This is a genomic window from Paenibacillus sp. LS-5 (assembly GCF_056121505.1).
The window spans coordinates 281,267-294,527 of sequence record NZ_JBWAVA010000001.1 but is presented as its reverse complement, the minus strand read 5'-3'; the positions used below and the strand labels follow the sequence as shown (position 1 = coordinate 294,527).

Genomic DNA, 13,261 nt, shown 5'->3' with positions numbered 1-13,261 from the left:
ACACTAATCTGAACTATTCTGCTTAGTGTCCCATCATCATTGCAGGATCAACAGCTTCCGCTTCCGGCGAAGCCGGGGCAGCGCCAACTTTCGGCTTGCGGAGAATCAGGCTGATTACTACACCTGCCACAGCAATGCAGGCTGAGAAGAAGAACACATCATTGAATCCGAGTACCATGGCGGATAGAGGATTTGCGCCTGCGGCCATTTTACCCATATGAACTGTAATTTGACTGGTCAGGTAACCGGTCATTCCAGCCACGGCAAAGGATACCACAACTTGCTGGGCAGCGGCGGTAAGCGGCGTTACCCGGTTCACCCATTCACGCGGTGCCGAGTTCAGCACATGTGTGTTGACCGGCATCATCGACAGACCCATGCCAAGACCCATCATCGCCAGGCAAGACATAATAAACGGCAGGCTAGTATCTACAGTCACACCCGATAGCATAAAGAGTGCGGTTGAAATAATACTTAGACCGATAAACACCAATGGACGTGCACCAATCTTGTCAAACAGACGTCCACCCAGCGGCATACCGATCCCGGAAGCAAGAGCTTGCGGAAGCAGGATCAAACCGGTTTCCAGCGGCGTAAAATTACGAATCTGCTGCAGATATAGCGGCACGAACAACATGGAGCCGAACAATGCAGCCTGTGTCACCCAGCTGAGAATAATCCCCCGGGTGAAGTCGGATGAGCGGAATACACGCAGTTCCAGCAGCGGATGCTTATGAAGCAGCTCTACGATAACAAACAACACCAGTGCAACACCACCCACAGACAAACCTACAATCGCACCTGTAGAGGACCAGCTTTCGGCGCCGCCCTGGTTCACACCGTAAGCTAGCATGGAGAAGGCTACCGGAGCCAGAATAATTCCCAGAATGTCGAGATGGGCTTTGCCCTTCTTTTCTGTTTTGGGCAAATAATTAATTCCGAGAATGATTCCAACGATGCCAATTGGCAAGTTGATCAGAAAGATCCAGTGCCAGCTCACATATTCCACCAGCCATCCAGACAATATAGGACCAAGCGCTGGAGCCAGCAGCATCGGAATACCTAGCAGACCCATGATGGATCCTCTTCGTTCCGGTGGAGCCAGTCTGAAGACCATCGCCATCCCGATTGGGGCTACCATGCCGCCGCCCAGACCTTGAATGACACGGAAAAGCACCAATTGACTTGAAGTTTGTGCTAATGAACATAGCATAGATCCCAACACGAACATGGCGACCGTTGACACAAATACCTGCTTCGAACCGAACCGGTCCGTCATATAACCGGCAAGCGGGATGACTGCAGCCAAGGCAAGAGTATATCCTGTTATTGCCCATTGTACGGTTTTGAGATCAGTACTGAAATATTCCACCAGCTTGGGAACAGCTACATTGACTACTGTACCGTCAAGGATAACCATGATCATCCCTACGATGATGGCCAGCAGCGGCGGCAGTATGGCTCTTAGTGAGAAAGGCTGCTCAGCAGAAGCAACTTTCGCATTCATTGAATTCGGCATTCATTTTCCACTCATTTCTCTATTTGTATAGTATTAATGAAAAAAACGTTCGAATAACGCGTCGATCTGCTCCTCAAGGGGCGGAGGATTAAAGACCGGCATGAAATCCGTATTGTCCCCAGGCAGGCTCGCAACCATAATAACTGGAAAGACCACTGCTCCGTATATCTGAAGCTGCATCATCATCAGCTTATTTTTGTCCTCTTCTCCGGTGATTTCCCGAATCGCCTGCAAAATCTTTTCCAGCCGCATCATTTTACAATAACGGGAATATTCATCCAGGGAACTCATGATATGATGTCTCTGATCAAGCATTTGTCTGGCCAATCCAGGATAGCGCTTGAGTTCTTCAATGTATCTTATAAAAAACAGCTTAAGACGTTCTCTTGGGGGCAAAGTATCATCCTCCAGAACTTCAAAGGCGCCATCAAATGTAGCAAGCAGCATTCTTACCGCATCAGCCAGCAGTTTCTCCTTGGAGCCGTAATGATAATTAACAAGTGCCAGATTGGTCTCTGCTTTGGCGGCTATTTTACGCATGGTGGCACAACCAAATCCTTCTGCCCGGATCAGATCCACTGTTGCTTCAAGTATCGTCTGCTTCGTATCCTTGTCTGAAGGTTCTGTTATGTTATGGGTTCTAGTCATAGGTGTGAGTATATTCTCCTTCCCCGTTCACTTGTCTAATCAGTGTTTTAAACAGCGTTTAACAAGAGTTAATTTACTCCCTATATGGCCTTCTGTCAATAGTTTCTTGAAATAAAAAAAGGCGAACCTCCTCCAACTAAGGAATGGGTCGCCTTCTTGCATATACGGGTTACTTCACTGTAAGAGCCGCAGCCGCATTTGCAGCCACCGGTGCCAAGGTCAGTGTTGTAATCTTTCCTGTTTTGTCTACAGTTAAAGTGAGCAGTGCTTCTGACTTCGAGAAGAGCAGCACACTCCGAATTGTCATCACTCCATCAGCCCACTGGCTCTCTGTAGTTTTTATACCAAAATAATTACCAGATGGTGTCGCAACTGCCTCCCAGCTCCGCTGGATCACCGGCAAGAATGCTTGCTCTGCAGCCGTACTGCTTAAGTAACGTTCCTGAAGCTCCTGATACTTGCCTGCTGCCAGCAGACCGGTAACAGCTCCTGCAGCAACCTCTGGAGCATAAATCTCGGCTTGTCCAGTGTTATCATCATAAGCAGCAATAAGCCCTATTGCATTTAAAAAAGCCAAAGGAACAAAGATTCGTTTCTGTCTGACTTCAATCCGCTCCTGAAAGGGAACCTTGTCCTTCCCGTTAAGCAGCACTTCATCACCGCTGAGCTTGAAATCAACAGTCTCATTAATCCGCGCTAACTGAACCTGTCCGGTACTGCCTTTATAAGTAGTATGGTATTTAAGCGCTTCAGCTGTCTCCCTTAGTGGAATCATGACGGCCGATCCGCTCTTGTATGCACTTGACTCTTCCAGTTGTAGAAGCTGTCCATTCAGAACGACTTTAATGGGGTCTGCGGCTTGTGCGCGCTGAGGCACGAATAGCCCTAACCCGCCTGCAAATAACAGAATACTGAGGGTTACGGCTGCGATTTTGTTCAACACATCGATTCCACCTCTCCTGTATTAGATTACATATCTTTGCAAGGCTAAGGAAGAGAACCTACATTAAACATTACCCTTTTGCTTAGATTTTATAACATTCATATGATCAATTGGAAGCAAAAGTTTATTTCGCTTCTACTCTACATCGAAATTGAAATATTGTGCGGGAAAAGGCTCCTTGATCAGTGTAAAATGCCACCACTCTTTACTGTACGGTTTGAAACCCTGCTTCACCATCGCATCCTTGAGGATTTTACGGTTAGCATGCTGTACTGTGCTGATAAGTGAAGTATTGTAATACGATATTTCTCCAAAAAAATCATACGGGCTGCCCATATCCACTATAGTGCCTGTCTTGGCGTAGGCTAGTGACAAATCAACCGTGCTGCCACGAGAGTGCCCGGATTTTTCAGCGATAAAGCCCAGTTTGAACAGATTTCGCTTGTCCAGCTTAGGATAATACTGCTGCTTCATTTTAATGTCAGAGGCATCCTTTGACCAGGATACAAAATCATCCACTGCTTTTTGCGGGCGGTAAGCATCATAGATTCTTAAGAGATAGCCTTTCCGGGCCAGATCTTCGCTGACTGCCTTTAACGCTTTAGCCCCCACTCTTGAAAAGATGGCCAGCGGCGCCTTGTATCCCTCAACACGAGATCCTGTGAAATTATTCTCACTATAATAACGTATTTCATATTGCGCGGTAGGAATAACTTCATCCAGATAGACGAACCCCTCAGGCAGGTTGTTTAGCTTTTGCCCTTGAATCTTTCGGTTGGCATCAGTACCCGCACTCTGTCCCGGTTCTGCAGTTACGATATTCCTAGCGGAAGCAAGGTCTCCATGAAACAGAAACGCACCCTCCACACTGACTGCGAGCATAAGAGAGAGAATCAGGGTTTTCGTATTGCTTTTGAATACTTCCTTGACGGTTCTCATAGCCCGCTCCCCTCAGCCGAATTAATATACATTATATTTCCATGTATTATATTTTATTCTATTCCCCATTGTCCATGAAAAGTTACCTATGCCAAAAGACACACCTGAATAACAGATGTGTCTCCTAACAACGAATTCACTGCTCTTTGTGATTAATGCATCGAAACCTGTGCTTTATGCTGTACGATGACTCTCTTGAGGAAGAATGCAATCAGCAGACCGATAATCGCCATGGACATTCCGAACACGAAGGCATTCTGTACACCTTGTGTAAAGGCTGGCAAAATATTGGCCGGATCGGCAGGATTGCTGGCAGCTTCAATATAGCTTTTGGTCCCTGCAGTCATGATGCTGACTGCGAGTGCCGTACCAATTGCACCAGCTACCTGTTGCAAGGTATTCATGATAGCTGTCCCATCCGGATAGAGTTCCATAGGCAATTGGTTGATACCATTGGTCTGGGCAGGCATGAACACCATGGACACCCCTATCATTAGCGCGCTATGCAGCACGATAACGAACACCACGGTCGAAGTGGCGGTGATGCTGGAGAAGAACCACAATGACACTGCGACAATAACCAAACCAGGAATGACCAGCCATTTCGGACCGTATTTGTCAAACAGCCGTCCCATAATCGGAGACATCAGACCGTTGATCAGACCGCCTGGCAACAGCAGCAACCCGGCTTTGAAAGCCGAATATCCTTGTCCCTGCTGGAGGTACATCGGAAGAATCAGCATGGAGGACAGAATCACCATCATACAGATGAAGACCATCAGCAGACCTACGACAAACATCGGGAATTTGAATGCCCGGAGATTGATCATCGGCTGCTTCATCGTAAGTTGACGGATTACAAACAGAACAAGTGCAGCCACACCAACCGCGATAGCAATAATGACTTTCGGACTTCCCCAGCCCTCAGCTTCCCCGGCGCTGCTGAATCCGAATACCACTCCGCCAAACCCTACAGATGAGAGTACAATGGATAGGATATCAATCTTCGGCTTGGTTACCTCGGTAACGTTCTGCATGAACAGAATTCCGCTAATTAGCGCTATAACCAGAAAAGGTAATGACAGCCAAAAAATCCAGTTCCAGCTCAGACTTTCAATCAGCAGACCTGCAATCGTAGGCCCTATAGCCGGAGCGACCATGATAACAAGTCCGATGAGTCCCATCGCTGCACCTCTTTTTTCAGCGGGGATAACGACCAGAATGGTGTTGAACATCAGCGGCAAGAGCAGTGCAGTTCCCATCGCCTGAACAACACGGGCTGTAAGCAAAAATTCAAAATTCGGCGACATTGCAGCCAGGAAAGTTCCCAGGATCGAAAAACACAATGCGGCGACGAACAATTGTCTGGTAGAGAACCATTGCAGCAGCAACCCGGATATCGGTACGAGAATACCCAGTGTCAACAGATAAGCTGTAGTCAGCCATTGTGCCGTTGTCGGTGTAATATCCAGAACTTTCATCAGGTCGCTTAACGCAACATTAAGGGCGGTCTCACTGAACATGCCAATAAATCCTGCAAGCAGTAAGGAGATCAGGATGGGCATGATCTTGAACTTGGTTTCTTCGGTTTGATTCTTTCCAGTTTTGGTGGCTTCCACTCTATAATCCTCCTGATAATAAAAGATTGTTCTCTCTATCTGTTTACTTTTTTCTTGCCTAGCTAAGCAATACGGGAACCAATTTGGCGGCGGCAAGTAGCGGCCCTGTACTATGGCAGGTCAGGGTCTGCAGCAGCGCGCCCTCAAACAACGAGACCACCACTGAAGCCTTATCTGCTGCGAGCTGAGCATCTACTCCCTCTTCAAGCAAACGCTGCAGAATAACGTCCTGCCAATCCTTGAATACAGACTGACACGCTGTCCTCAGCTCCTCACTGATACAGGAGGTTTCCACAGCCACCCAGAAGCTGAAGGGCACCATACCTTTGTAATCAGACTCTTCCGCATCCTTGATCATCTGACGAATGAACTCCTGAACCGCCTTTGTAACCGAAGTTTCCTTCTCCACATATTGCTTCAGCTGTCTTACAACATACTCACTGGTTTTGTTGATACAGGTTAAGGCCAGTTCCTCTTTGCCATGCGGGAAATAATAATACAGCGATCCCTTGGGCGAGTCACTGTCCTTGATAATCTGACTCAAACCCGTAGCATGATAGCCTTGTGTGAAAAATAGTCGTGAAGCAGTATCCACAATCGCTTCACGTGCATTGGGCTTGTTGGACAAGCGGGACACTTCCTTTACTTTTATAACAATCGGTCTACATAATAAGACCATAAATCGGTATGAAATGTCAACATTTAATTATTAAAATTTTATTTTCTAAACTTTAATTGCTGCATGAGATTTAATGAGTTATAATTTTATTAATCCCATGCGAAAGGTATGAATTAAATGAAAGAAAATGCTGTAACAAAAGGTATCCCACGCCCTCTTGTCCAAACCAATCAGGCGTTCATTGTATTGTCGGTATTGGTAAGCTGGATTACAGCCCAGCCCTGGATTCTCGCACTTCCGCTTGCCGCTGGATTATCCGGATTGATCTTCAGATATAACCCTGTCCTCAAGCTGGCTTCCCGGTTCCTGAGTAAGGAACGTTCCGCTTATGTGCTTGAGGACCCGGATCAGCAGCAATTCAACCAAGGTATTGCTGTCTTCTTCCTTAGCGCCGGGCTGCTCAGCCTCCTTATTGGCTGGACGGCTGCCGCCTACATCTTCACAGCCATGGTCGCAGTGGCTGCCACCGTGGCTATCCTTGGTTTCTGCATTGGCTGCTTCATCCATTATCAATGGAGAATGTACACCTACAGACGCAAGCAAGGAAACATTCAGTAAACACTAGCTTCACTCCAGAATATAATCAGATAATAGCTTTTCAACGGAGGAAGCAAAGCTTTGACCTGCCCCCCAATCCAATTTCATGACTATTCCTTTCGAGGCCCCTGCCGCGATGAGCCTTACATTTGTTACTCCCTGCAGATTATCGAATATAATGACCAGCGCGGCCTGATTGCCTGAACGGAAGAAATATCGCTCATAGACCATCGTTCCAATCGAATAACCATCTCCCAACTCATTATGCTCTTCATACAATAGCTCTGAACTAACGGGCATGCCTTCTTTCACCATAATCAGAACTTCCTCAGGCTGCAGACTAACATTAAAGCTGTACCCATCTGCCAACAAAACCTCCTCCTTCCATGATCCGCTGAAAGGGTTCTAGTAGCCCCTAGTCCCTCTGCTCTTCCCCGGCGACATCCCAGCGGTGCCGGAACTTTTCCAGACGCGGGTGAAGATTACCGGGAGCAGCAGACAGAATCAGCCTCAGCTTTACGATCCACTCCTCAAAGGAAGAATACGAAGCAAATTGGTTAGCCGTTTCAGGTGTCAAATAGAGAAAATAAGGCGAAGGATATATCTCACTGATATGACGTAGCGCTGTGTCCAGCGGAGTATACTTCTTCCGCTTGCCTTCCAGACTCTCCACGGTAATGTTGGAGCGGCCTTGTTCTCTTTTCCATTCGTGCAGGCGGTCTTCCCGTTTATAAAAGGACTTTACCGGCTCCTTGCTCATCCGTCTTACCGTTTCTTCATGCAGCGGATACAGTACCAGCTTGCTGAACTTACGTTCAGATGCGGTGCGGGCAGCCTGCTCCAGCTCCTGATCCGTAATATGTTCAAAGGAATCATAGAACACCAGGGTTCCTTTACGTTCTGCAGCCGGCGGCTCATAGCCAAAAGGTACGTTCTGTATCTCTCTTTTCATCACAGGCCTCCTGCTAATCGTATTTTCACTACAGCATAGCATGCTACAGCAACAGATACATCATTCAGAGATTCACTCGACAGCTTCCCCTATTTCTTCACCTATCAGCCTCCGGTAAGCATACACCGCAGCACCCAGCGTGCCTGCCCGGCCGCCCAGCTCTGCCTGAACAATGCTGCATCGGCTTCCGGACAGCTTCAGGGCGTGCTCTTTCACGGTCTCTCGGACGCTGCACAGCAGCCGGTCCCCGGCCGCAGACATCCCGCCACCGATAACAATCACTTCCGGATTCAGCAGATTAATTACGTTGGATAGTCCATAGCCTAGCAATACCCCGGTCTCATGCATGACTTCCACCGCCACAGCATCATCCAGATCATAGGCTTCCGATATCATAAGCGCCGTTATCTTTTCAAGGTCACCGCATATCCAGGTTTGGATAATACTTTGTCTGCCTTGTACCAGCTTTTCTTTGAAGGTGTTCACCATCCCCGTTGCCGATACATATCTTCCAAGACAGCCCGAGCTTCCGCAGCGGCAGGGACGGCCCTGCCTGAACATATTCATATGTCCGATCTCCCCTGCACTGAATGAGGTCCCGTACACCACCTTACCCCCGCTTACAATTCCCGAACCGAGTCCCGTTCCGAGAGTAAGCAGAACTACATTCTTATACCTTCTGGCTGCTCCATATTGCCATTCACCATACAGATTTACCCTGACATCATTATCGATAAATACAGGAAAATCATAAAACGGTCTCATCTCATTGACGATATGTACGTGTTCCCATCCTGGAAAATTGGGAGAAAACAGGGACAACCCTTCTTCAGGATCAAGCAGCCCCGGAATCCCCATCCCCATGCAGGCAATATGCTGAATTCCAATTCCCTTCTCCTCGGTCAGCATCTGTACAGCCAGCCGAATACGCGTGAGCACATGTGCCGGTCCTTTTGCAGCTTCAGTGGGTATGGATATTTCTCCAACTGCCGTGAATCCGTCATCAAATAGGGCTGCTTTAATATTAGTTCCGCCTAGATCCACACCGATAGCATACGTTTTCAATTCCCCACTCCTCCGGATAAATATCAATGTGTTCATTATGAGGAATCTCGCCTTATGTGAAAAGAGATTTATATAACATCTTATATTACTTTTGGAACTTCCGGTGGGCGTCTTAGCGGCAAAAGAAAAAACAGACCGGCGATTAACGCGCGAGTCTGTCTTTCATCCTTTCCGTGAGGGACCTGCCTTATGAGCCGGCTCCTTTATACTTTTTGACCCCATAATTCCAGGACACAATTCCGATCCCCAGGAACACAGCCCCTACCACCGGAGTCAGCAGCGCCATACTCTGCATCTCCTCACGGTGCAGGAACAGCGCCGCCGGATATACGCCGACAAAAGCAAACGGGATAATCCAAGTCAGCAGTACCTGAATCGCACGGTTATAGATCGTAACCGGATAACGGCCATATGTCTGAATATTGTACATTAACGGCAGAATACCGGTGGGAGCATCCGAATAGAACGACAGTGAGGTCAAAGTCGTGTATATGCCGGTGTAAATAGCAACCGCACTTAGCGTTAGTATAATAATCATAGGTATCGTCCACCATTCAAAAGGCAGACCCAGATTACTGCCGCTGATCGCCATAATGATTAGACCAATGAAAGAGCCAACCAGTGCCGGAGGGTCCACATTCTCCAGGAAAATCTGGAACAGGTTATGCGCCGGACGGGTCAGAATGCGGTCCATTTCACCTTTTACGATATAGCGCTCACTGAAGCCCCACATATTCACAAAACAGCTGAAGACTCCAAAAGGCACCATAAAGAAGCCGTATACGAACACTACTTCATTCTGGCTCCAACCACCCAGACTATTGGTATGCATAAAGATGACCAGAATGAAAATAAAGTTGGTCGCTTGAAACAGCAGGTCTGACACCACTTCCACCCAAAAATCGGCGCGGTAGGTCAGACGTGTCTTCATATAGTTTTTGATGTATTCCACTAATAAATCCAAGTAATACAACTTCACTCACCCCCCCTGCACGAACAGCCGCTGACGCGACGCGTGGTATAGCCAGACAATTGGAATCAGCAGTACCACGAACCAGATCACCTGGATCCCCAGTACATTCCAAATGCCCACCCCTTGAACCCGCCCAGTAAATACAGAACCCGGCAGGTAAGTAATGGCTTGAAAGGGTAAAACTTTAAGGATAGAGGACAGCCAGTCCGGGAACAGGGTGATTGGAACGATCAAGCCGGAGAATAGGTCAACCACGACACGCTTCATTCGCATCATGCCCTCATTATTCTCGACGAAGAACGCCGATAGACCCGTTATAATATTGATCTGTGAACTGATTAGGAAGCTGAAAAAGAGCATGACCAGAAAACCAACCCAAGCCGAAGGCTCAGTAGGCAAGTGCACCGGGAAGAGCAGAATGGCAATCACCATACCCGGGATCATCAGCATCATAAAGCGGAACATGCCTTCGCCAAGTCCCTGCATCATTTTGACCAGCACGTAGTTATAAGGCCGGATGAACTGGATTGCGATGCTTCCATCCCTGATATCGGTTGAAATCTCCCGGTCCAGGTTGTTAAAATAAAAGGCCCTCGCCATCCAGGAAACCGCTACATACGTCGTCATCTGTGCACCGGTAAACCCGCCCAGGGATTCCCCATCCCCATAGATAGCTCTCCAGGTGAAATAGTTCACTCCAATATTGAGTGTATAGATCAGAATACCTGAATAATAATTGACACGGTAAGCGAGCATGGTTAAAAACCTGATGCGGATAAAATCAAAATAAGCACCCAGCAGCAATCTCCATCCCTTTTCCTCGGGACCGCCAGCGGAAGAGCCTCCGGCAGAAGAAGTGGCTGCTGCAGCTTTAAGCTGTTCAGACATGGATGACCTCTTTCTCATCCTTCAGCGCAAGAATCTTCTCTTCCGGTTTCTCGGCCGAACCTGATTGATAAATGCTGCGGACAATATCATCCGTATTGGTTTCAATGATTTTGATATCCGTAATGTCTGCTTGACCCACAACTCGTCCAAGTACATCCGAAACGTTCAACTCCAGCGGAATCCATACCTTGGCACCCAGATCATTCTCAGATGACCAGGTCACCGGCATATCCTCTGTCCACTGCTTAAGCTGCTCAAGTTTTGTTGCAACTCCGAACTGGAACTGAACCTCACGGCCTGTACCCCAGCGCTGTTTCAGCTCTTCCAGCCCGCCGTCATAAATGATTCGTCCATCGTCCAGCATAATCACCCGTGAACAAAGCGCTTCAATATCTTGAAGATCATGCGTGGTGAGCAGAATCGTTGTTCCATGTTCACGGTTCATATCCTTCAAGAACTGGCGGATTTCCGACTTCACCACGATATCCAGTCCGATGGTAGGCTCATCCAGGAACAGAATCGACGGATTATGGAGGAGTGCTGCAACCAGCTCACACCGCATCCGCTGCCCCAGACTAAGTTTGCGGACCGGACGGCTCAGCAGATCCTGCAGTTCCAGCCGCTCCACTAGCTCATCCAGCCTTTTCTTAAAATCGAGCTCAGGTACACGATATACCTTGCGGAGTAACTGGAAGGATTCAATTACACCAATATCCCACCACAGCTGGCTGCGCTGTCCGAACACGACACCGATATTACGTACAAATTTCTCCCGTTCCTCATAGGGGATAAACCCTCCAACAGAAAGGCTACCCGAGGTTGGCACAAGAATGCCGGTGAGCATTTTGATCGTCGTGGATTTCCCTGCACCATTCTCGCCAATATAGCCGCAGATCTCGCCCTGGGGAATGGAGAAGGAAATGTCCTTTACAGCTGTAACTTCGGAATATTCCCGCTTAAACAAATCAGCGAAGGCCCCTTTGAGGCCCTCGCGGTTTTTTTGGACTTTGAAGGTTTTGCGTAAGTCCTGCACTTGAATTGCATTCATATTGTACCTCACTAAGTTAAGGATTAGGTTCAGTACCCCATTATAACATTTCTGAATTATTTGGCTACTCGTCCATCAAAAAAATCAGCGTTCGGTACCGCCTCCAGATGGCCGGAACGGGCCACTTTCGTGCGCAGATATTTCTCATTAAACACAGATACGTCGCCCCATAGAGGAACTCTCTTCCCGGTATTCATCCCGGCTGCCCTAAGAGCTTCCATCTTCTTCGGATTGTTCGTAATCAGGGTAACCGGTTTGCTGCGCAAATGCTGCAGGACGCTGATCGCATCTCTGTAGTCTCTGGAATCATCGGCAAAGCCCAGCTCCAGATTGGCTTCTACAGTATCATATCCTTCTTCCTGGAGAATATATGCCATAGCCTTGCTGAACAAACCAATCCCTCTTCCTTCATGATTAGCCAGGTAGAATAAGGCGCCAGAACCGTGCTGCGCGATCATCTTCATCGACGTGCGGAGCTGGAAACCGCAATCGCAGCGTTTGCTGCCAAAGATATCCCCCGTATGGCAGATGCTGTGCATCCGGATCAGTGCTTCATCCGAATCTTCAAAGTCTCCATACACCAGCACGCTCGACTGTTGCCCTTCGGCAAGATTCATGGAGGACAACCGGGAGATCAGCAGTTCCGTTGCTTCTTTACTGTCGCCGCCCTGCAGTTCTTCATCCGTAGCTTTCAGCCAGCTGTACCATTTGAAGGTAACGGTCTCCCCGTCCAGATTCACCGGAAGTGTAATGGGGCCAACGAGTATATTAGTAGAATCATCCATGGTTATCCGTTTGATTTTATTCTGTAGTATAGATAAGATATCTGATTTGATCATGATTACACCGTCCTATGCTCATAGTCTAAATTTTAATATTATAAAATAATTCCAACCCTTTAAGTCAAGTAACTATTTGTAAGTTAGTTTATCATTGTAATATAACTTCGTCAAGTTATAATATATATATAAATATTAATAATTACTTATAGTAAGTTTATGATATAATGAATGCGAGGTGAACATTATGGATAATTTCGAAATGTGTCCACGCTTTGAAAAAGCGGTAGATATGCTTAGCAAACGCTGGGTTGCGCTAATAGTATTCGTTCTAATGAAAGGTCCCCGCCGATTTGGTGAAATTGAGAGCTGTCTCTCCAACCTGAGCGGCAAAGTACTATCCGACCGCTTGAAAGAAATGGAGAACGAGGGCATCATTCAGCGTACAGTCTATCCCGAAATGCCGGTACGGATTGAATACTCGCTGACCAGTAAAGGAACGGCACTGGCTCCGATCCTTGGTGAAATTGGCAACTGGTCTACCGATTGGATCGAGATCGGCGCAAACAAGTGATGTCCGGTCTGCAGCCTAAATAGCGCCTTGACGGTTCCATCCCAGGAATCCATCAAGGCGCTATTTGTTGTATCAATAGTGAAAGTACAGGTATACAG

The 13,261-nt window shown here is 47.6% G+C and carries 15 protein-coding genes; 2 read left to right on the top strand and 13 right to left on the bottom strand.

The window, feature by feature from the left end; genetic code table 11:
* Positions 1-22 precede the first annotated feature (22 nt).
* From AC0MA3_RS01380 to AC0MA3_RS01355, 6 genes are all read right to left on the bottom strand, one after another.
* A complete protein-coding gene (locus AC0MA3_RS01380) occupies positions 23-1,519 on the bottom strand; it encodes a DHA2 family efflux MFS transporter permease subunit (RefSeq protein ID WP_474654898.1) in 1,497 nt (498 codons plus the stop codon).
* A 33-nt stretch (positions 1,520-1,552) separates the two neighbouring features.
* Positions 1,553-2,167, bottom strand: coding sequence for a TetR/AcrR family transcriptional regulator (locus AC0MA3_RS01375; RefSeq protein WP_474654897.1), 615 nt, complete (start codon positions 2,165-2,167; stop codon positions 1,553-1,555).
* Positions 2,168-2,336: 169 nt separating this feature from the next.
* Entirely contained in the window at positions 2,337-3,110 is a 774-nt protein-coding gene (locus AC0MA3_RS01370; protein WP_474654896.1) for a stalk domain-containing protein, read from the bottom strand.
* Positions 3,111-3,245: 135 nt separating this feature from the next.
* Positions 3,246-4,049, bottom strand: coding sequence for a M15 family metallopeptidase (locus AC0MA3_RS01365; RefSeq protein ID WP_474654895.1), 804 nt, complete (start codon positions 4,047-4,049; stop codon positions 3,246-3,248).
* Positions 4,050-4,201: 152 nt separating this feature from the next.
* A complete protein-coding gene (locus AC0MA3_RS01360; RefSeq protein ID WP_474655158.1) occupies positions 4,202-5,614 on the bottom strand; it encodes a DHA2 family efflux MFS transporter permease subunit in 1,413 nt (470 codons plus the stop codon).
* A gap of 112 nt (positions 5,615-5,726) precedes the next feature.
* A complete protein-coding gene (locus AC0MA3_RS01355; RefSeq protein ID WP_474654894.1) occupies positions 5,727-6,296 on the bottom strand; it encodes a TetR/AcrR family transcriptional regulator in 570 nt (189 codons plus the stop codon).
* 168 nt (positions 6,297-6,464) lie between these two features.
* On the opposite strand from AC0MA3_RS01355, the gene AC0MA3_RS01350 reads away from it, so the two are divergent.
* Positions 6,465-6,905 carry a DUF4395 domain-containing protein gene (locus AC0MA3_RS01350; protein ID WP_474654893.1) on the top strand — a complete coding sequence of 147 codons (441 nt, stop codon included), beginning with the start codon at positions 6,465-6,467 and terminating at the stop codon, positions 6,903-6,905.
* A gap of 9 nt (positions 6,906-6,914) precedes the next feature.
* On the opposite strand, the gene AC0MA3_RS01345 is transcribed toward AC0MA3_RS01350, so the two are convergent.
* The 7 genes from AC0MA3_RS01345 to AC0MA3_RS01315 all read right to left on the bottom strand — a co-directional run bounded on the left by AC0MA3_RS01345 (position 6,915) and on the right by AC0MA3_RS01315 (position 12,649).
* On the bottom strand, positions 6,915-7,253 hold the full coding sequence (locus AC0MA3_RS01345; protein WP_474654892.1) for a DUF6054 family protein: 339 nt from the start codon (positions 7,251-7,253) through the stop codon (positions 6,915-6,917).
* A 46-nt stretch (positions 7,254-7,299) separates the two neighbouring features.
* Positions 7,300-7,836, bottom strand: a complete 537-nt coding sequence (locus AC0MA3_RS01340; protein WP_474654891.1) for a hypothetical protein — start codon at positions 7,834-7,836, stop codon at positions 7,300-7,302.
* Positions 7,837-7,908: 72 nt separating this feature from the next.
* Positions 7,909-8,901, bottom strand: a complete 993-nt coding sequence (locus AC0MA3_RS01335) for an ROK family protein (protein WP_474654890.1) — start codon at positions 8,899-8,901, stop codon at positions 7,909-7,911.
* A 187-nt stretch (positions 8,902-9,088) separates the two neighbouring features.
* On the bottom strand, positions 9,089-9,832 hold the full coding sequence (locus AC0MA3_RS01330) for an ABC transporter permease (protein WP_474655157.1): 744 nt from the start codon (positions 9,830-9,832) through the stop codon (positions 9,089-9,091).
* Positions 9,833-9,880: 48 nt separating this feature from the next.
* Complete coding sequence (locus tag AC0MA3_RS01325; RefSeq protein ID WP_379154165.1) at positions 9,881-10,675, bottom strand: ABC transporter permease; 795 nt, start codon at positions 10,673-10,675, stop codon at positions 9,881-9,883.
* A 79-nt stretch (positions 10,676-10,754) separates the two neighbouring features.
* The gene (locus AC0MA3_RS01320) at positions 10,755-11,810 is read right to left on the bottom strand and encodes an ABC transporter ATP-binding protein (protein WP_379152798.1); all 1,056 of its coding nucleotides are present in this window, start codon (positions 11,808-11,810) and stop codon (positions 10,755-10,757) included.
* Positions 11,811-11,866: 56 nt separating this feature from the next.
* Positions 11,867-12,649, bottom strand: a complete 783-nt coding sequence (locus AC0MA3_RS01315) for a GTP cyclohydrolase II (RefSeq protein WP_474654889.1) — start codon at positions 12,647-12,649, stop codon at positions 11,867-11,869.
* Positions 12,650-12,836: 187 nt separating this feature from the next.
* On the opposite strand from AC0MA3_RS01315, the gene AC0MA3_RS01310 reads away from it, so the two are divergent.
* A complete protein-coding gene (locus AC0MA3_RS01310) occupies positions 12,837-13,163 on the top strand; it encodes a winged helix-turn-helix transcriptional regulator (protein ID WP_379152802.1) in 327 nt (108 codons plus the stop codon).
* The last annotated feature ends 98 nt before the right edge of the window (positions 13,164-13,261 follow it).